The sequence below is a fragment of the Streptomyces sp. NPDC002701 genome, from assembly GCF_042889045.1.
GTDB lineage: Bacteria > Actinomycetota > Actinomycetes > Streptomycetales > Streptomycetaceae > Streptomyces.
Genome location: NZ_JBIAQL010000002.1, coordinates 903,501 through 922,996, shown reverse-complemented (window position 1 = coordinate 922,996; position 19,496 = coordinate 903,501). Strand labels below are relative to the sequence as shown.

Here is a 19,496-nt window from a genome sequence, read left to right as displayed (position 1 = left end):
AGTCACCTTCTTTCGGCGGCTGTTGGGACGAGTCGCCCGGCACGGTCGCCGTGGCGTTCACCCACCGACCCGCCGGGTCACGTTCAGCAGGTACTCCTTGCGGTTCAGCGGGTTGTGGTCGGTGCGCGGCCGCTCCGGGACGGCGCCGCGGCCGACCGGCGCGTAGTGGTCGAAGGCGGCCTCCAGCTCGCCCTCACCACTGGTCAGCCCCGGCAGCCGCTGCTCCAGTTCGTGCACCCGGGCCGCCGGGACCGCGCCCTCCAGCACACACGCCGTACCGTGCGTCCGTGTGGTCCGCGGCACGGCCCGCAGCGCCGCGAGAGCCGGGAGGAGCGCGCCCAGCGTGTCCGCCGGGGCTTCGAGACGGAAGCGGTGCATCGGCTCGTACACCCGGGTCCCGGCCTGCCGCAGGGCGGCCATGAGCACGAGCGGGGTGAGGCCGCGGAAGTCCGCGCCGGTGCTCGACATGCTCTTGTCGAAGCCCTGGTGGGCGTGGCTCTGCCGGGGCGAGTAGCCGGAGTGCGTCATCGTGACCGTGCAGTCGGTGACCTGCCAGCCGTGGATCCCCTGGCCCAGTGCCTCCCTCACCGTGTCCTCGACGGCCTTGAAGAAGGCGTACGGCATCCCCCCGAGCTCGACCTCCAGCCGGAACCGCACGCCGGCGCCGGCCGGCGCCGGATCGACACGGAGACCGACCGTGGCGAGGAACGGGTTGGCGTCCTTGCCGTTGAACTCGACGGCCTCCCCGCTGCCCGCGGGCCGCTCGACACAGATCGTGGTCGTCTCCCGGAACCCGACGTCGAGGCCGAACTCGTCGGCGAGCGTGGCCTGGACGACCTCCTTCTGCACCTCGCCGTAGAGGGAGACCGAGATCTCCCGCCGCACCGGGTCGTGCCGCAGGTCGATCAGCGGGTCCTGCTCGGCGAGTTGGGTGAGGGCGGTGTGCAGGGCGCCCCGGTCGGTGGGCCGGGCCGGGTCGACGACCGTCTCGAGCGTGGGCGGGGAGAAGTGGTGGCGCCCCGCCGGACGCGTGTGCGAGAACTCCTCGACGTGCTCGCGCGGCACGCCGACGGTGTCGCCGATCCGGATGTCGCCGAGGCCCCACAGCTTGCCGATCCGCCCGGCGGCCACGGACGTCCGCGGCCGGGCGGCACCTCTCTCGAAGACACTGACGGCGGTGACCTTGCCCTGCCGCCGACCGCCGCCGCGGCCGCCGTCCCCTCCGGCATCACCGGAGTCACCGGAGTCACCCGTGTCGCCCGGGTCGGAGAAGTCACCGAACGTCAGCACGTCCCGCGTGCGTACCGTCCCCGAGAACAGGCGCGCGTACGCGATCTTCTCCCCCGCGGGGCCCCGTTCGACCTTGAAGACGGTGCCGGAGACCGGGCCTGCCGGGTGGCCCGCGGCGGCCGGCAGCAGCTCCCTGATCCCGGAGACCAGGGCGTCCACGCCCGCGCCCGTCATGGCGGAGCCGAAGAACACCGGGTGGACCAGCGACCGCCCGGTCTGCTCGGCGAGCGCGGCACGGAGCCGGGTGTACGGGACCGTGCCGTCCTCGACGTAGGAGGTGAGGAGGTCGTCGTCGTGCGCGGAGAGGACGTCGAGCATGCCGGTGGTGAATCCCGCGTGCGGGACCGTCCGGGCGTCGCGCGTGCCGAGGCCGCGCGCCGTGCCCATCGGCACGATCGCCGGGGTGAGCCGCTCGGCGACACCCCGCAGGACGCGGTCCGTGTCGGCGCCACGGCGGTCGATCTTGTTGACGAAGACCAGCGTCGGGATGCGCAGCCGCCGCAGCGTCCGCATCAGGACGCGGGTCTGCGCCTGGACGCCCTCCACGGCCGAGATCACCAGCACCGCGCCGTCGAGCACGCTCAGCACCCGCTCCACCTCGGCGATGAAGTCCGGGTGGCCGGGGGTGTCGATCAGGTTGACCGTGACGTCGTCGATCTCGAAGGAGACGACGGCGGACTTGATGGTGATGCCGCGCTGTCGCTCCAGCGCGAGGGAGTCGGTCTGTGTGCTGCCGTCGTCGACGCTGCCGATCTCGTCGATGATCCCGACGGTGTGCAGCAGCCGCTCGGTCAGGCTCGTCTTACCTGCGTCGACGTGCGCCAGAATGCCGAGGTTGAGTGAGTGCACCGCGTGTCATGTCCTTTGTGATGAGGGGGTTTCCTTCCTGGACGGACATGAACGGTGCGCGCACTGCTGCTCCTCGGTCTCGGCCGGCCGGTCCCTGCGACCGGTCCCCCGCAGTGCAGCAGGCGACAGCCCACGGCAGCAACGGATTAACGCTCAACAAAACCGCGTGGAGCGGCTCCGGGAGGGCGGGCTCGACGGGCGCGCTATCGCGGGACGCGGAGCGGCAGGCGGTGCAGACGGACGTCGTCGAGGGCGCCGTCCGTCACGGTCGCGGTCATGTACGTGCAGTGCGGCTGGCGTCTGCGGTCGGTGGGCGAGCCCGGGTTGAGCAGCCGCAGGCCGGTGGCGGCCGTGGTGTCCCAGGGGATGTGGCTGTGGCCGAAGACCAGCACGTCGAGGTCGGGGAAGAGGTCGGCGCACCGCTGTTCGCGGTTGCGGGCGGCGCCCGTCTCGTGGATCACCCCGAGGCGCAGACCGTCGAGTTCGGCGCGGGCGACCTCGGGGAGGCGGGCCCGCAGACCGGGTCCGTCGTTGTTGCCGTACACGGCGACGAGCCGGCGCGAGCGGCTCTCCAGGAGGTCGAGGGTCGCGGTGTCGACCCAGTCCCCGGCGTGGATCACCACGTCGGCGTGCGGGAGTTCGGCGAGGAGCGGCGCGGGAAGTTCCCGGGCGCGCTTGGGGATGTGGGTGTCGGACATCAGCAGGAGACGCATACGGATCAGTCTCCCCGCTCCGTCTTCGCCTCTCGGTCTTCCCCGCTCCGTCGTCGCCGCTCAGTCCGCGGCGGGGCCGGCTACGGGCTCGGTCAGCGGGAGCTCGGCCCAGACCTGTTTGCCGCCGCTGACCGGCACGGTCCCCCAGGTGGCGGAGAGAGCCTCGACAAGGAGGATGCCCCGGCCGCCGGTGGCCTCCCAGCCGATGCTCGTGGGCTTGATGGGCGTACGGGGTGAGGCGTCGACGACGGCGACGCGCAGGCGGCTGTTGATGAGGGTGAGGTCGAGACGGACCTGGCCGTCGGTGTGCACGAGGGCGTTGGTGACGAGCTCGGAGACGATCAGGAGGATCGCGTCGGGTTCGTCCGTGACGCGCCAGGCGCGCAGGGCGCGGCGGGTGAAGCGGCGGGCGTGGCGGACGGCCTCGGGCACCCGCCACACCGTCCAGCTCTCGCGCAGCGGCCGCAGTTCGAGGCCGTCGTAGCGCATCAGGAGCAGGGCCACGTCGTCACTGCGGTTGGCGCCCGTGAGCAGGGCGTCCGCGACGAGCCCGAGGTGGGCGGGGTCGGCGGTGCTCAGCCGGCCGGCCAGCCGGCGCAGGCCGTCCTCCAGGTCCAGTTCGGCGGACTCGACCAGACCGTCCGTGGTGAGGGCCACCACGGTGCCGGGCTGCAGCGGCAGCGGGCTCATCGGGAAGTCGGCCTGGGTGATGACGCCGAGGGGCGGGCCGCCCTCCGTGACGACGATGTCGGTGGTGCCGTCCGGGTGGCGCAGGACCGGCGGCAGGTGCCCGGCGCGTACGCACCAGGCCGTGCCCTCCGCCATGTCCACGTCGACATAGCAGCAGGTGGCGAAGAGGTCGGTCTCCATGCCCGTCAGGAGCCGGTTGGCGTGCGAGACGACCACGTCCGGGGGGTGGCCCTCCACGGCGTACGCGCGCAGTGCGGTCCGCATCTGGCCCATCAGGGTGGCGGCCTGGGCGTTGTGTCCCTGGACGTCGCCGATGACGAGGGCGACGTGGTTGTCGGGCAGCGGGATCACGTCGTACCAGTCGCCGCCGACCTCCAGGCCCGCCGTGGTGGGCAGGTAGCGGGCGACGGCCTCGGCGCCGGGCAGCGGCGGGAGTCTGCGCGGGAGGAGGGTGCGCTGGAGCATGCCGACGAGTTCGTGTTCGGCGTCGAAGGCGTGGGCGCGCGTCAGGGCCTGTCCCGCGAGGCCGGCGGAGGCGGTGAGCAGGGCGCGCTCGTCGGGGCCGAAGTCGTGCGGGGTGTCCCAGCCGATGAGGCAGGCACCGGCCATGCGGCCGCCGGCCGGCAGCGGCAGGACGGCGAGGCCGCCGGGCCCGACCTCGGCGAGCGCGGGTTCCAGCGGGGTTCCGGCGGGCCAGATCGCCGCGCGGCCCTCGCGCAGCGCCGCCGCCAGGGTCGGCATGCTCCGCACGGGGGCGTCGGGCCACTCCGAGCGCCACTCGGTGCGCCACACCTCGGGCCACGCCTCCGGTTCCGGCGGGTCGAGGACGGTGACGACGAGCCGGTCGCCCTCCAGTTCGGCCAGCGCGATGCGGTCGGCCATCAGAGGCCGGCGCAGGGCCGTGACGACCGCCTGGCCGACGTCGCGGACGGTGCCCGCGGTCGCGAGGGCGGCGGCGAGGCGCTGGACACGGGCCACCTCGTTGCCGCCGGAGCGCAGCTTGGAGGCGTCGGCGACGGTGCCGACCAGCCGGGACGGACGTCCGTCGGCGGCGGGCAGCAGCCGGGCGCGCAGTCTGAGCCACCGCTGCTCGCCGGAGGGCTGGAGGATGCGGAACTCCAGCTCCCGCTCGCCGATGGACATGTGGTCGGCCTCCACCACGGACATCAGCGTGGGCAGGTCCTCCGGCACGGTCATGCTCAGCAGGGTCTCGACCTTGCCGTCGAACTCCTCGGGAACGAGCCCGAACAGCTCCAGCATCTCGTCGTCGACCGCGACGCGCCCGGAGTCCATCGCCAGGCTGAACGAGCTCGGCGGCGCCTCGGACTCGGTGGTCCCGGACGAGGGCGGGAAGGAGATCGCCCCGGCGAACAGTTCGAGGCACGTGCGGTCCTCGGTGTCGAAGCCGCCCGGGTTCTCGCTCACGGCCACCAGACAGCCGCCGCGCGGGTCGGACGGCAGGGGCAGGGCGGCCAGCCAGTGGTCCCCCACCGGGGTGTGCCGGGCGCCGGGGAGCGCGGCGAGCTCGGCCGGGCCGAGCCACAGCGGCTGTCCGGCACGGCAGGCTTCGGCCGCGGGCGAGCGGCCCGAGAGCGGATAACTGTCGCGTACGCCGTACAGGGACCGGGGCACGCCCGCGGATTCGATCAGACACAGTTGGTCACCGTGCTCCCCCGGCGCGTACACGAGCGCGAGGGCGGCACCACCGTAGACGAGTGCCTGTTCGAGCACGCTCCGCAGTCGTTCCGGGGAGCCGAGGTCCGCGCGGAGGGTCCTGAGGGCGCGTTCGGCACGCAGCGTTCTCGTCTTGCGTCCCGCACCGCCCTCACTGACCACGTCCGTCATTAGAGCGCTTTCGGGACGCGGGCGCAGCCCTTGTGACCGTTCCGGGCCCGGGTGGCGCGTCGGCGGAGCACGCGCGGGGCCGTGTCCACGGGCCCGCCGGCGCTGTCACGGGGAGTTCCCGGCTCTCGTCCGGGGGTTCCGCCGACAGGGGTCACGCTGCGTGTCGGCCGGGCGCGGCGGGCGAACGCGGCGGGCCACCGCCACCGCGCGCGGGGCGGACCGGCGCGCCCCGGCGCCCTGGTCGCGCCCCCGTCGCGCCCGCCGTGCGCGGGGGAAGCGTCCTCGCCGTGCGGGAAACGCCCGTACGGGGGAGCCTGGAGCCTCTGGACTCCTTCGTGTGTCCGAGGGAGGAGGTGGTCGGCGTGACCGACCGGCGAGCGTCCGGGCCTCCGTTCCGGGCCACCCCCATGCCGGTCGGCCGACCGCTGCTCTCGCTGACCCTGGCGGCGCTGATGGACGACGTCCACGCGCACTCGGGCGCCGTGTACCTGCTCACCCCCGACGAGCCGGTTCTGGAGATGGCGGTGATGGCCGGGCTGCCGAGGGCGTTCGCGGCCCCCTGGGAGCGGCTCGGGCTGAGCGCGCCGATCCCGGTGGCGGAGGCGGCGCGAGACCGGCGGCTGGTGTGGGTCGGCGGCGAGGAGGAGATGGCCCGCCGCTATCCGCGGATCTCTATGGTCCTGCCGTACCCGTTCGCCCTGGCCGCGCTGCCGGTGGCGACCGACCGGGCCATGTACGGCGCGGTCTTCGTGACCTGGCCGGGCGCCCATCCCCCGGATCTGTCCGAGTGGGAGCGGGACCATCTCACGGCCGCCTGCGCCCGGCTCGCGATGCGGCTGGAGCGCGCCCACGAGAAGGGCCACCCGGTCCGGCCCGAACCCGATCTGCTCGCCCCGGCGCCGATGGCGAGCGTGGCCGGCACCCTCGGCACGGTGGAGGCCGCCCGGATGGTGGCCCGGCTGCCGTACGGGCTGTGCGCGCTGGATCTGCAGGGGCGGATCACCTTCGCCAACGCGGCGGCGGCCGAGCTGCTGGGGGTGCCGGTGAGCACGCTGCTGGGCACCCAGCTGTGGGCGGCGGTGGCCTGGCTGAACGACCCGGTCTACGAGGACCGCTACCGTGCCGCGCTGCTCAGCCAGCACCCGACGTCGTTCGTGGCGCTGCGGCCGCCCGCCGACTGGCTGTCGTTCCGGCTGCATCCCAGTACGAACGGGCTGTCGCTGCGGATCACCCGGGCGCGGGCCGTGGCACGGGAGGGCCGCGCGGCCTTCCAGCACGGGGAGACCGGCACCCGTCTGGTCACGATCTCCCAGGTGCTGAGCCTCGCCGGGGCGCTCACGGAGGCGGTGGGCGTGCAGGACGTGGTGCAGCTGGTCGCCGACGAGATCGCGCCCGCCGTCGGCAGCCAGGGGCTGGTGATGCTCGGTTCCGGGGCGGGCCGGCTGCACGTGCTGGGACACCGCGGCTATCCGGACCCGCACGCGGTGGAGCGGTTCGACGGGATGTCCCTGACCGAGCGGACGCCCGGCACGCACGCCCTGCGCAGTGGTGTGCCGGCCTTCTTCGAGTCCCTGGCCGAGCTGGAGCGCCACTATCCGGACAACGACCCGCCGGCCGGTTCCATGGCGGCCTGGGCCTATCTGCCGCTCATCGCGTCGGGGCGGCCGGTAGGGACCTGGGTACTCGCGTACGCCGAGCCGCATCCCTTCCCGGCGGACGAGCGGGCCGTCCTGACCAGCCTCAGCGGGCTCGTCGCGCAGGCGCTGGACCGGGCCCGCCTCTACGACGCCAAGCACCGGCTGGCACACGGCCTGCAGGCCGCGCTGCTGCCTCCGTCGCTGCCCGCGCTGCCCGGCATCGAGGCGGCAGCCCGCTATCTGCCCGCCACCCAGGGCATGGAGATCGGCGGGGACTTCTACGACCTGGTCCCGCTGGCCGGGGAGGCCGCGGCGGTGATCGGGGACGTGCAGGGACACAACGTCACCGCGGCGGGCCTGATGGGGCAGATCCGCACCGCGGTACGCGCGTACACCACCGTCGGCCAGCCGCCCGGGGAGGTCATGAGCAGCACCAACCGGCTGCTGATCGACCTGGGCGCCGAACTCTTCGCGAGCTGTGTCTATCTGCGTCTGGACCCGGCGAACGGCCGGGTCGTGATGGCCCGCGCGGGGCACCCGCCACCGCTGCTGCGCAGGCCCGACGGCAAGGTGCGGGTGCTCGACCTGGCGGGCGGGCCCCTGCTCGGCATCGACCCGGGCGCCACCTATCCGACGACCGAGGTGGCGCTGCCGCCCGGCTCACTGCTGACCCTCTACACCGACGGCCTGATCGAGTCCCCGGGCGTCGACATCGAGGACGCCCTGGCGGGTCTCGCGGACCGTCTCGCCGAGATCGGCGACCGTCCCCTGGACGAGGTGGCGGACAGTCTCGTCCGGCACAGCGGCACAGCGGACGAACGAGTCGACGACGTGGCCCTGCTCCTGCTCCGCGCGACCCCCGCCCAGGGGCCCCGTTGAGGGCGCGGGGAAGCGCGTGACACGGAGCGGGCCGGTCCTTCCGCCGAAGGGCCGGCCCGCTCCGAACGGCACCGCTACGGACAACCGCTCAGATCACTGGTCATGTCCCAGGCCCGACCCGTCGTCCGCACCGTCACCGCGCTCGTCACCGGCCTCGCCGGCCTGGTCACCGGCCCCGCCGACCTGCTCCTCGCCGGCCTGGTCACCGGCCCCGCCGACCTGCTCCTCGCCGCCGGCCTCCTCGCCACCGACCGCGTCACCGCCGGCACCGGCCTCCTCACCGGCACCCGCTTCCTCGCCGGCACCGGCCTCCTCACCCGCACCGGCCTCTTCACCGGCGCCCGCTCCGGCGCCCCCCGCACCGAGCGTCGCGCCCACCGCGGTCAGCGCCGTGGTCACCGGCTGGAAGAAGGTCTCGCCACCGATGGTGCAGTCACCACTGCCGCCCGAGGTCAGGCCGATCGCGCTGCCGTCCGCGGTGAACAGGGAGCCGCCGCTGTCCCCGGGCTCGGCGCAGACGTTGGTCTGGATGAGACCGGTGACCGTGCCCTCCGGGTAGTTCACGGTGGCGTCGAGCCCCGTGACCTCACCCTCGTCGAGCCCGGTGGTGCTGCCCATCCGGATGACGGCCTGGCCGACCGCGGCGTCCGCCGCCTGGACGATCTCCACGCTCTGCTCACCGGTGTTCACCGTGCTGGGGGCCTCGGTCGCCGGGTCGTCGTACCTGACGAGGGCGAAGTCACCGGCGCCGGGGAACGTGGCGGTGTCGACCGTGCCGATCGGCGCGCCGTCCTGGGCGTCCGACCACTCGGCGGTCGCGACCCCGCAGTGGCCCGCGGTCAGGAAGGCCGGGGCGCCGTCGTCGGCGACGACGTTGAAGCCGAGCGAACACCGCGCGCCACCGCCGAAGATGGCGTCGCCGCCCTCGGCGAACGTCTTGAACTCACCGGCGGACTTCTTGATGGTCGCCATGCCCGACCCGAGGGTCCGCACCGTCGACTCGAGCTGGTCCCACCTGGCGCCCGTGACGGTGCTGTCGGCGGTGACCTGGATCTTGTTCGTCCGCGGATCGACGGCCCAGGAGGTGCCGGGGATGGTCGCCTCGGCCTTCAGGGTCTGCGAGGCCGACTTGAGTTCGGCGGTGCTGTTGTCGACCTGCCGGGCGACCGCACCCGCCTTCTCCGCCAGGATGATGTTGTTGTCGTCGCCCACGACGTTGATGATGAGCTGCTGCTTGCCGGTGTCGTAGTACGCACCGGCAAACGCCTCACCGAGCTGTTCGGCCAGTTGCGAGGCGAGGTCCGACGCGTCCGCGGCCTTCAGCGTTCTGGGGGCGGCACCCTCCGTCGCACCGTTCTGGGACGCCATGGCGTTGGGCAGGATCAGCGCCGCCGCGCCGAGCGCGACCACGCTTCCTGCGGCGATGACGGCCTTGCGCTTCGGTATCCGCTTGTGACTCAACTTCTTGACCTCCTGGGGACTGGGGGGTCCGAGCCGCCGGGTGGCAGCTGACTGCGGGCGCCTGGATGGCTGTTGATACGCAAGCGGTGCGTGGGGCGTTCAACGCGCTTCCTCAACTTCCTTTGCGAAAGCGGGAGTCGCCGGACTCACGTGCCGCGCACCCTCCTCACGCCACGCGATCGGGCGGTGACGGTCCGTTCGCCGTTCGTCCCCGCATCCTGGCTGCGGGAAATCTGCACAGCGAATACGCAGCCGGGTCACGGCGTGCGAAGGATCCGCACACATCGATGTCGCGTGCCGGGCCATTGGAGAGGTGTGCCCGATTCAGCGTCCGGGCCCGTGTCGCGGATATGTGAACAACTCCCCGGGCCGTGTGAAGAATTCGCCACCGGGCGGTGCGGGAGCCTGCACGAATGAACTCGCCGGGCCCGCACATACGCGGATCACGTGGCCCGTTGATTGGATGCGTGACGCGGCACCGTGCTTTGATCCATTGCACCGCGGGGGCCGTTCACGAGGTCGGTTCCGTTTATGGTTCCGGTTTCCGGGCTCTCGTGGTCGCGGCCGACCATCTGTCCCCAGAGGGGGCCGCTCCCCCCTTGTGAATTCCGATAGGAAGGGAAGTTCATCATGAACTCCACCCCCCAGGTCCAGACCGCCGAGATCTCCGACGCCGACCTCGACAACGTCTCGGGTGGCCTCTCGGTGCACGCCGTCGGCACCGTCACCGGCGTCGTGGGCGGCATCGCCCCGGTCGCCGGCCTGGTCGACACGGTCGTCGGCACCGTCGAGGGTACGACCGGCCTGAACACCGCCCCGGTCACCGGCCTGGTCGCCGGTCTCTGATCACTGTGTGATCGCAAGGCGTGCCGTGAGTCCCGGAACCGCTTCCCGGTTCCGGGACTCGCGGGTTCCGTGCCGGGATCCCCGGACACGGCCCCGTATTCGTTCCTCGCAGGTGAGAGAGACCCGTGCAGTTCCGTCAACAGGCCCTGGCCAAGCTGCAGTCGCCGGAGGAGCTCGACCTGCCGGTGCGCTTCGCCCGTCCCCAGGGCTGGCTCGTGCTGGCCGTGACGGTGGTCGTCATGGCGGCCGCGTCGGTCTGGGCCGTGACGGGCTCGGTGGCGTCCACGGTGAGCGCGCCCGCCGTCCTCACGCACGGGCAGGGCAGTTACCTGCTGCAGAGCCCCGTCTCCGGACAGGTCACCGCGGTCCTCACCGAGCAGGGCCGGCGGATCAGGGCGAACGCGCCCGTCCTCAAGGTCCGTACGGCCAAGGGCGAGACGGTGGTACGCAGCGTCGCCGCGGGCCGGGTCACCGGGCTCGCCGCGACGATCGGCGCGATCATCAGCACCGGCACGAACGTCGCCGCGGTGGAGAAGGTGGCCGACGCCGACGACCCGCTGTACGCGACGGTGTACGTGCCCGCCGAGAACGCCGCCTCGATCCCCGCGGACGCCGCCGTCGACCTGACCGTCGAGTCCGTGCCGACGCAGGAGTACGGGGTGCTGCGCGGCCGGGTGAAGTCGGTCGACCGGACCGCCCAGTCGTCGCAGCAGATCGCCGCCTTCCTCGGCGACCGGCAGCTGGGCGAGCAGTTCACCGAGAAGGGCAGGCCGGTGGCCGTCCTGGTGCGGCTCGACCGGTCGTCCGGCACGAAGTCCGGGTACACGTGGTCGTCCGCCGAGGGACCGCCGTTCCGGCTCGACTCGATGGTCTTGGCCTCCGGCTCGATCCGCCTGGACGACCAGCGCCCGATCGACTGGCTGCTGCCGTGACCGCGTCCCAGGACACCTCGTCCGCCACCCGCGCCGCCGGCCCCCCGCAGCCGCCGCCTCCCGTACGGGGCCGCCGCCGCGCCGCGCCCCCGAGGCGCAAGGTCCCCAAGGGCCGGGGCGGACGTGCCCGTACGCCCACCGTCCTGCAGATGGAGGCCGTGGAGTGCGGCGCCGCCTCCCTCGCGATGGTGCTCGGCCACCACGGGCGGCACGTCCCGCTGGAGGAGCTGCGCATCGCCTGCGGTGTCTCGCGCGACGGTTCGCGGGCCAGCAACCTGCTGAAGGCGGCGCGCAGTTACGGCCTGACGGCCAAGGGCATGCAGATGGACACGGCGGCGCTCGCCGAGGTCCGCGCTCCGGCGATCCTGTTCTGGGAGTTCAACCACTACGTCGTCTACGACGGGATCGGGCGCCGCTTCGGCCGGCGCGGGGTGCACATCAACGACCCCGGCAAAGGCCGGCGGTTCGTGCCCATGGAGGACTTCGACACCAGCTTCACCGGTGTCGTGCTCGTCCTGGAACCCGGGCCCGATTTCGAGAAGGGCGGCCGCAGACCCGGTGTCCTGGGTGCCATGCCGGCCCGGCTGCGCGGCACGTCGGGCACCATGCCGGCGGCCGTGCTGGCGAGCCTGCTGCTGGTCGCGGTCGGCGCCGCCGTGCCCGCGCTCAGCCGCACGTACATCGACATGTTCCTCATCGGCGGCCGGACCTCGCTGCTGGGGGTGCTGTTCGCGTCGCTGGGCGCGAGCGTGCTGCTGACGGTGGTGCTGACCTGGCTGCAGCAGGCGAACCTGCTGCACGGCCGGCTCATCTCCTCCACGCTCGGCAGCGCGAGGTTCCTGCGGCACCTGCTGCGCCTGCCGGTCACGTTCTTCTCGCAGCGCAGCCCGGCCGACCTGGTGCAGCGGCTCCAGTCCAACGACGCGGTGGCCGAGACGCTGGCCCGGGACCTCGCCGCGGCGGGCGTGGACGCCGTCGTCGTGGTCCTCTACGCCGTGCTGCTCTACACCTACGACCCGCAGCTCACGGCGGTGGGCGTCGGGGTCGCCCTGCTCAACGTGGTGGCGATGCGGGTGGTGATCCGGCTGCGCGCGACCCGTACGGCGAAACTGCGGGCCGACAGCGCACGGCTGACCAACACGGCGTACACCGGACTGCAGTTGATCGAGACGATGAAGGCGACCGGCGGCGAGGACGGCTACTTCCGCAAGTGGGCGGGGCAGCACGCCACCACCCTGGAGGAGCAGCAGCGCCTCGGTGTGCCGAGCGCCTGGCTGGGGGTCGTCGCGCCGACGCTGGCGACGTTCAACAGCGCCCTGATCCTGTGGATCGGCGGGATGCGGGCCGTGGAGGGGCACATCTCCATCGGTCTGCTGGTGGCGTTCCAGGCGCTGGTGACGCGCTTCACCGCGCCGATCACCCGGCTCAACGGGGTCGCCGGCCGTATCCAGGACTTCGCGGCCGACGTGGCCCGTCTGAAGGACGTCGAGAACTTCGCCGCCGACCCGCTCTACTCGCGGCGCGGCGCGGGCGACAGCACCCGCAGGCTGCGCGGCCATGTCGAGCTGGAGAACATCACGTTCGGCTACAGCCCGCTCGACAAGCCGCTGCTGTCCGGGTTCTCGCTGTCGGTCGGGCCCGGTCAGCAGGTCGCCCTCGTCGGCGGGTCCGGCAGCGGCAAGTCGACGGTGTCCAGGCTGATCTCGGGCCTGTACGCGCCCTGGGAGGGCGTGATCCGTATCGACGGGCAGTGGCTGCAGGACATCCCGCGCGGCGCGCTCGCCTCCTCGGTCTCCTTCGTCGACCAGGACGTCTTCCTCTTCGAGGGCACGGTCCGCGACAACGTCGCCCTGTGGGACCCGTCGGTCCCGGACGAGGCGGTCGTCGAGGCGCTGCGGGACGCGGCGTTGTACGACGTGGTGACGCGCCGCCCGGGCGGCATCCGGAGCCGGGTCGAACAGGACGGCCGCAACTTCTCCGGGGGCCAGCGCCAGCGCCTGGAGATCGCGCGGGCGCTGGTCCGCCGGCCGAGCATCCTGATCCTCGACGAGGTGACGAGCGCGCTGGACGCGGAGACCGAGCAGCTGGTGATGGACAATCTGCGCCGGCGCGGCTGCGCCTGTGTGGTGATCGCGCACCGGCTCAGCACCGTGCGAGACAGCGACGAGATCGTGGTGCTGCAGCACGGCACGGTCGTGGAACGCGGGCGTCACGACGCCCTGGTGGCGTCCGGCGGCGTCTACGCCGAGCTGGTCAGGGAGCGATGAGATGACGTCCGCGTACCCGCCGGACGAACGGCGGCCCGACGAGCGGTACCCACCGCACGAGCAGCACCGGCAGCCGGTCACCGAGGGCGACTACGTACTCGCCGCGCTCGGCGGCACGGGCACCGCGGTCGACGGCTCGGGCCTCACCCGTCTCGGTCTGGAAGGGCCGCACGTCCTGTGGCTCGTCGCGGCCGGGGCCATGGACCTGTTCGCCGTCGACGCCGACGGGCAGGGCCACTGGCACCACCTCGGCCGGCTCGAAGCGGGCGCGCTGCTGCTCGGCCCGGTCACGGGGCCCCGGCACACGCTGGTCGGCAGACCGCTGCGCGGGTGCGTGCTGCGCCGCATCGAACTGCGCGAGCTGCAGCGGCCGCCGCAGACCGAGAACTGGACGTACGACGCGTACGGCAACCCCCAGTACGTGCCTCCTGGGACCAGCCCCCTGGAGTACGCCCTCTCGCTCGGCATCGGCCGGGGCCTCGCCGTCCTGTTCGAGGCGCCCCTCGCCACCGAGCACGGCGCGGCACCGACGGACGAGGACGTCCTGTGGACGCAGGTGCCGCCGGGCAGTGTGCGGTACGGCTCCCTGTACGGCGCCGAAGCCGCGGCGGACCTGCTGGTCGACCCGGCGCTGTGGCAGGCGATGGTCGACCGGCAGTACCGGCTGCTGGCCACCCTGGACCGCTGGATCGAACAGTTGGAGCGCACCCACGAGACGCGGACCGCGGCGGGCATCAAGGCGGGCGAGGCGGTCCGCGCGCAGGCCGATCGCACGCTGCTGGCGTCCGTGGCGAAGCGGTCGGGCCCGGGTCCGGGCGCGGCCGACGCCGATGCCACGTACGCGGCGTGCAGGCTCGTCGCCCGCGCGGCCGGGATCACCCTCTCCGATCCGGCGCGGGGCGGCGCGGAGAGCGAGCGGCTCGATCCGGTCGAGCGGATCGCGCTCGCCTCCCGGGTCCGGGCGCGGGCCGTGCGGCTCGACGGGCGCTGGTGGCGCGACGACGTGGGCCCGTTGGTCGGGCACCGGGTCGCGTCGGGGGCGCCGGTCGCGCTGCTGTGGCGGCGCGGCGGCTATGTGGCGGTGCATCCGTCGAGCGGCCGGGAGACACCGGTCGAGAAGGCCAACGCGGCGGAGTTCGAGCCGCGTGCGGTGATGTTCTACCGGCCGCTGCCCGAGCGCGGGCTGACCCCGCTGCGGCTGCTGCGGTTCTGCCTGCGGGGCACCGGCGGGGACCTGCGCAACCTCGCGCTCGGCGGTCTGGTGACGGTGGCGCTGGGCGCGCTGGTGCCGATCGCGACCGGCAAGGTGCTGGGTGAGTTCGTGCCGAAGGCCCAGGAGGGTCTGATCGCGCAGGTCTGCCTGGCCGTCATGGTCGCCGGTGTGGTGTCGGCGGCGTTCATGCTGATGCAGAACCTCACCGTGCTGCGTCTGGAGGGCCGTATCGAGGCGACGCTGCAGCCGGCCGTGTGGGACCGGCTGCTGCGGCTGCCCACGGGTTTCTTCACCTCGCGTTCGACCGGTGAGCTGGCCAGTGCCGCGATGGGCGTCAGTGCGATCCGCCGGCTGATGGCGGGCGTCGGTCCGGTGGTGGTCCAGTCGGTCACGGTCGGCGCGATGAACGTGGCGCTGCTGTTCTGGTTCAGCGTCCCGCTGGCGCTCGCCGCGGTCGGCATGCTCGTGGTGATCGCCGCGGTGTTCCTCGGACTCGGTCTGTGGCAGGTGCGCCGGCAGCGCCGGCTGATCGTGCTGAGCAACAAGCTCAACAATCAGGCGTTCCAGACCTTGCGCGGGCTGCCCAAGCTGCGGGTGGCGGCGGCGGAGAACTACGCGTACGCGGCCTGGGCGGGCGAGTTCGCGCGCAGCCGTGAGCTCCAGCGGCAGGTGGGGCGGATCAAGAACCTCACGACCGTGCTGGGCTCGGTGTACCTGCCGCTCTGCTCCCTCATCATGTTCATGCTGCTGGCGGGACCCGCGCGCGGGTCGCTGTCGGCGGCGGCCTTCTTGACGTTCCACACGTCGCTGACCATGCTGCTGACCTCGGTCACCCAGCTGACCGGTTCCTTCGTGTCGGTGGTCGCCGCGCTGCCGCTGTTCGAGGAGATCAAGCCGGTCCTGGACGCGGAGCCGGAGGTGAGCGGGGCGAGTACGCGCCCCGCCGAGCTGTCCGGCGCCGTCGAGGCGAAGAAACTGTCCTTCCGGTACACCGACGACGGTCCGCTGGTCCTCGACGACGTGTCCTTCGCGATCCGGCCCGGCGAGTTCGTGGCGGTGGTCGGCCCCAGCGGCTGCGGCAAGTCCACCCTGCTGCGGCTGCTCATCGGCTTCGACAGGCCGGTCTCGGGCAGCGTCCTGTACGACGGCCAGGACCTGGCCGCGCTCGACCGGTCCGCCGTACGCCGCCAGTGCGGGGTGGTGCTCCAGCACGCGCAGCCGTTCACCGGCTCGATCCTGGACGTCATCAGCGGTACGGAGCCCTGCACGCCGGAGGAGGCGATGGCCGCCGCGGAGATGGCGGGGCTCGCCGAGGACATCAGGCGCATGCCGATGGGGCTGCACACCATCGTCTCCGGCAGCGGCGCGGTCTCCGGCGGCCAGCGCCAGCGGCTGATGATCGCCCAGGCCCTGCTCCGCCGCCCGCGCATCCTCTTCTTCGACGAGGCGACGTCCGCCCTCGACAACGAGACGCAGCGCACGGTCATCGAGAGCACGCGCGCGCTCGACGCCACCCGCGTGGTGATCGCGCACCGGTTGTCCACCGTCATGGACGCGGACCGGGTGATCGTGATGGAGGACGGCCGGATCGCCCAGCAGGGCACGCCCGCAGAACTCCTCGCGGACACGGGGGGGCGTCTGCACGAGCTGGTACGGCGGCAACTGCAGTAGCGGGGCAGTACCCGGCGCCCGGACCGGGCGCGTCGGGACCGGGCGCCCGGTCCGGGCGCCGGGACCGCCGCCGTCCGTGTGATCTCCCTCTCGTCAGCGAAACTTTGTCGTTTCGATGGAAGTGGTCTAGCCTCGATGAGTACGAAACAGTTTCGTTTACGTACGTCACGTTCCGAGCGACCTTTCCCTGGAGTGGCTCCCATGTCCAAGACCCAGACCCTGTCCGAAGGTGCCCGCAAGGGCGCGGCGGACGCACCCGGCGCCACACCGCCGGCGAACCGGTGGTGGATCCTCGCGATCATCGGCATCGCACAGCTGATGGTGGTGCTGGACGCGACCATCGTGAACATCGCACTGCCGTCGGCGCAGGCGGACCTCGGATTCTCCGACGGCAACCGGCAGTGGATCGTCACGGCGTACGCGCTGGCCTTCGCCTCGCTGCTCCTGCTGGGCGGCCGGCTGGCCGACCTCTTCGGCCGCAAGCCCGCCTTCCTCGTCGGGGTCGCCGGCTTCGCCGCGGCCTCCGTGCTCGGCGGCGCGGCGAACAGCTTCGGCATGCTCGTCACCGCGCGCGCCCTCCAGGGTGTCTTCGGCGCCCTCCTCGCGCCCGCCGCGCTCTCCCTCCTCAACACGACGTTCACCGAGGCCAAGGAGCGCGCCAAGGCGTTCAGCGTGTACGGCGCGATCGCCGGTGCGGGCGGCGCGCTCGGACTGCTGCTCGGCGGTGTCCTGACGGACGCGCTGGACTGGCGCTGGACGCTGTACGTCAACGTCGTCTTCGCCGTCGTCGCCTTCGCGGGCGGCTGGGTGCTGCTGAACAACCACCGTGACGCCGCGAACTCCCGGCTGGACCTGCCGGGCGCCCTGCTGGTCTCCGCCGGTCTCTTCTCCGTGGTCTACGGCTTCTCCAACGCCGAGACCCACGACTGGAGCTCACCCGAGACCTGGGGCTTCCTGGTGGCGGGCACCGTGCTCCTGGCGGTGTTCGGCTGGTGGCAGACCCGCGCCGCGCACCCGCTGCTGCCGATGCGCGTCCTGCTCGACCGGACCCGCGGGGCCTCGTTCATCGCCGTCCTGGTGACGGGTGCGGGCATGTTCGGTGTCTTCCTCTTCCTCACCTACTACCTGCAGCTGAACCTGGGCTTCAGCCCGACGAAGACCGGTGTGGCCTTCCTGCCGATGATGGCGGCCCTGATGGTCATGGCGCAGGTCTCCACCACGATCCTGGTGCCGCGCATCGGGCCGAGGACCGTCATCCCGGCGGGCTTCGCGCTCGCCGCGGTCGCGATGGCCTGGCTGACCGCCATCGACGTCGACTCCGCCTTCTCGACCGCCGTACTGCCGCCGCTGCTCCTGATGGGCGCCGGACTCGGCATCGTGATGCCGCCCGCGATGGCGCTCGCCACGAGCGGGGTCGCGGCGGAGGACGCGGGGGTCGCCTCGGCGACGGTCAACACCATGCAGCAGGTGGGCGGTTCCATCGGTACCGCGCTCCTCAACACCCTCGCCGCGAGCGCCGCGACCAGTTACCTGGCCGGCAAGGACGTGAGCGACCCGCTGGTCCGGGCCCAGTCGTCGATCGAGAGCTACACCACCGCCTTCTGGTGGTCCGCCGGGTTCTTCGCGGCGGGCGCGCTGGTCACGTTCCTGCTGTTCCGTCCGGGGGTTCCGGAGCAGGATCCCGAAACAGCGCCGGTCGTCCACATGTGACGCGTCCGCGTCGCCGCAAGGCCGAGGGGTCACCGTCTTCAGGGAGACGGTGACCCCTCCTTGCTGTGTGCGGTGCCGGGAAGCGTCGTTGTCCGCGGCGGCCCGGGGGCTGGTCGCGCAGTTCCCCGCGCCCCTGGAGAGCGGGGCGGCAGACCCGTGTCCAGGCACTTGCGCTGCATACGCATCAAGACGGTGCGGGTTCGGCCGGGGTGCGGCCGTCGCGGCGCCACGGACCTTTCCACACGACCCACATGTGCCCGTCGGGGCCGTGGTGCACGTTCAGTCCGTCGACGACGGCGAGCAGGGGCAGGTTCTTCGCGCCGGCCCGGTCACCCGCGTCCAGCGAGACCGCGACGTCGTCGGTGGCCGCGACGGTGATGCCCGAGAGGTCCGCGGTGAGGACGATCCGGCAGGTGTCGGCGGCGCTGCGCGCCAGCAGGCACCTGCTCGCGGAGCAGCCCGCGTCGAGGACCGGAGAGACGAAGGACAGCGGGGCGTCGATCACCCGCGTCACCGCCACGGCGGCGGCCTGGGCGGCGAACTCCCCGTCCGCACGGGCGAAGTGGGCCGTGAACTCCATCTCCCGGACGGGTTCCATCGGCCCGTGCTCGGTGAGCAGCGCGGGACCGCCCGAGGACGAGGAAGCGTGTACCGGCGTTCCCACCGCCAACCCTCCTTGGCCAGACAGTCGTACGAACGAGTGGTGCGGCCGGGGACTGGGGCAGCACGGCGACTGTACGTCCACAACACCCGGGTGAACAGGGCACGTTGCGCTAACACAAAGACCAAAAGTCAACAGTTGCGGCCCGAATTTCACTGAGTCGAGTGAACCGAATTGCGCGATGGGCGCGGTATGGATCGTTCCGGCGCGGCCGGGGAACAACCGAGATCTCGAAATCGCCTGCTCTTGCCGAGGTGGGGCCCGTGCCACCGAAATGCCATGACCATGCCGCTGGGCCGGGACCGTCCGAGAGTGACGTGGAGACGTTCCAGGCACCTCCGCCGAATCCGTACGCCCGCAGCCGGTCACGCGCCGGGTACACGGTGGTCGAGGTGCGGGGCGAGATCGACATGGCGACGGCCGGCGTTCTGGCCGAGTATCTGGACGCCGTCACCGCCGTCGAGGCACCCCAGGTCGTGGTGGACCTGCGCGGAGTCGACTTCTTCGACTGCTCGGGGCTGCGCGTACTGTGCCGGGCCGACCGCCGGGCCAGGGAGCGCGGCGGCACTTTCCGCCTGGTCTCCGACCAGCCCCGTATCCACCGGCTGCTCCGCGCCTGCGGCCTCCTCGGCCGTTTCCCTCCCCTGGCGGACCTGCCCCGTGAGCCGCCCGCGCCGCCCGCGGGAGGCGGGCGGCAGCGGTGACCGCACCGCTCCGCAACGACGCCAGGGCCGGCGGAGACGGCCCCACTCCGTCTCCGCCGGCCCCTGTTGCGAGGTCGCGTGGCACTCCGCGACGGGACTCGCACTCCCCATCCGCATCCGCGGGCCTC

General features: G+C 72.6%; 12 protein-coding genes. 7 read left to right on the top strand and 5 right to left on the bottom strand.

Annotated elements, in window-relative coordinates:
* Positions 1 to 57: 57 nt before the first annotated feature.
* The 3 genes from ACFYXC_RS08310 to ACFYXC_RS08300 form a co-directional block, all read right to left on the bottom strand.
* Positions 58 to 2,139, bottom strand: coding sequence for a GTP-binding protein (locus tag ACFYXC_RS08310; RefSeq protein WP_389548333.1), 2,082 nt, complete (start codon positions 2,137 to 2,139; stop codon positions 58 to 60).
* A 203-nt stretch (positions 2,140 to 2,342) separates the two neighbouring features.
* Complete coding sequence (locus ACFYXC_RS08305; RefSeq protein WP_389548330.1) at positions 2,343 to 2,852, bottom strand: metallophosphoesterase family protein; 510 nt, start codon at positions 2,850 to 2,852, stop codon at positions 2,343 to 2,345.
* A gap of 60 nt (positions 2,853 to 2,912) precedes the next feature.
* Positions 2,913 to 5,387 carry a SpoIIE family protein phosphatase gene (locus tag ACFYXC_RS08300; RefSeq protein ID WP_388905505.1) on the bottom strand — a complete coding sequence of 825 codons (2,475 nt, stop codon included), beginning with the start codon at positions 5,385 to 5,387 and terminating at the stop codon, positions 2,913 to 2,915.
* 353 nt (positions 5,388 to 5,740) lie between these two features.
* Between ACFYXC_RS08300 and ACFYXC_RS08295 the strand changes: the two genes are divergently transcribed.
* Positions 5,741 to 7,903, top strand: a complete 2,163-nt coding sequence (locus ACFYXC_RS08295) for a SpoIIE family protein phosphatase (protein ID WP_389548474.1) — start codon at positions 5,741 to 5,743, stop codon at positions 7,901 to 7,903.
* 93 nt (positions 7,904 to 7,996) lie between these two features.
* Here the strand turns inward: ACFYXC_RS08295 and ACFYXC_RS08290 are convergent, their stop codons facing one another.
* Entirely contained in the window at positions 7,997 to 9,364 is a 1,368-nt protein-coding gene (locus tag ACFYXC_RS08290) for a S1 family peptidase (RefSeq protein WP_389548327.1), read from the bottom strand.
* Between the two features lie 630 nt (positions 9,365 to 9,994).
* On the opposite strand from ACFYXC_RS08290, the gene ACFYXC_RS08285 reads away from it, so the two are divergent.
* From ACFYXC_RS08285 to ACFYXC_RS08265, 5 genes are all read left to right on the top strand, one after another.
* The gene (locus ACFYXC_RS08285) at positions 9,995 to 10,210 is read left to right on the top strand and encodes a type A2 lantipeptide (protein WP_388905500.1); all 216 of its coding nucleotides are present in this window, start codon (positions 9,995 to 9,997) and stop codon (positions 10,208 to 10,210) included.
* Between the two features lie 125 nt (positions 10,211 to 10,335).
* Positions 10,336 to 11,142, top strand: a complete 807-nt coding sequence (locus ACFYXC_RS08280; RefSeq protein WP_389548324.1) for an HlyD family efflux transporter periplasmic adaptor subunit — start codon at positions 10,336 to 10,338, stop codon at positions 11,140 to 11,142.
* Complete coding sequence (locus ACFYXC_RS08275; RefSeq protein WP_389548321.1) at positions 11,139 to 13,409, top strand: NHLP family bacteriocin export ABC transporter peptidase/permease/ATPase subunit; 2,271 nt, start codon at positions 11,139 to 11,141, stop codon at positions 13,407 to 13,409. Before ACFYXC_RS08280 ends, ACFYXC_RS08275 begins: the two co-directional genes overlap by 4 nt.
* A gap of 1 nt (position 13,410) precedes the next feature.
* The gene (locus ACFYXC_RS08270; protein ID WP_389548318.1) at positions 13,411 to 16,293 is read left to right on the top strand and encodes an NHLP bacteriocin export ABC transporter permease/ATPase subunit; all 2,883 of its coding nucleotides are present in this window, start codon (positions 13,411 to 13,413) and stop codon (positions 16,291 to 16,293) included.
* A 201-nt stretch (positions 16,294 to 16,494) separates the two neighbouring features.
* Positions 16,495 to 18,003 carry an MFS transporter gene (locus ACFYXC_RS08265; protein WP_389548316.1) on the top strand — a complete coding sequence of 503 codons (1,509 nt, stop codon included), beginning with the start codon at positions 16,495 to 16,497 and terminating at the stop codon, positions 18,001 to 18,003.
* Positions 18,004 to 18,187: 184 nt separating this feature from the next.
* Here the strand turns inward: ACFYXC_RS08265 and ACFYXC_RS08260 are convergent, their stop codons facing one another.
* Positions 18,188 to 18,667, bottom strand: coding sequence for a hypothetical protein (locus tag ACFYXC_RS08260; protein ID WP_389548313.1), 480 nt, complete (start codon positions 18,665 to 18,667; stop codon positions 18,188 to 18,190).
* Between the two features lie 314 nt (positions 18,668 to 18,981).
* Here ACFYXC_RS08260 and ACFYXC_RS08255 point away from each other — a divergent pair, with 314 nt between their 5' ends.
* Positions 18,982 to 19,368 (top strand): STAS domain-containing protein, encoded by a 387-nt coding sequence (locus ACFYXC_RS08255; RefSeq protein WP_388905487.1) that lies wholly within the window; start codon positions 18,982 to 18,984, stop codon positions 19,366 to 19,368.
* The last annotated feature ends 128 nt before the right edge of the window (positions 19,369 to 19,496 follow it).

What these genes read in the sequence shown, in the direction of transcription:
- ACFYXC_RS08305 (WP_389548330.1), bottom strand. Translation starts at nt 2,852, where the DNA reads ATGCGTCTCCTGCTGATGTCCGACACCCACATCCCCAAGCGCGCCCGG.
- ACFYXC_RS08300 (WP_388905505.1), bottom strand. Translation starts at nt 5,387, where the DNA reads ATGACGGACGTGGTCAGTGAGGGCGGTGCGGGACGCAAGACGAGAACG.
- ACFYXC_RS08285 (WP_388905500.1), top strand. Translation starts at nt 9,995, where the DNA reads ATGAACTCCACCCCCCAGGTCCAGACCGCCGAGATCTCCGACGCCGAC.
- ACFYXC_RS08270 (WP_389548318.1), top strand. Translation starts at nt 13,411, where the DNA reads ATGACGTCCGCGTACCCGCCGGACGAACGGCGGCCCGACGAGCGGTAC.
- ACFYXC_RS08265 (WP_389548316.1), top strand. Translation starts at nt 16,495, where the DNA reads ATGTCCAAGACCCAGACCCTGTCCGAAGGTGCCCGCAAGGGCGCGGCG.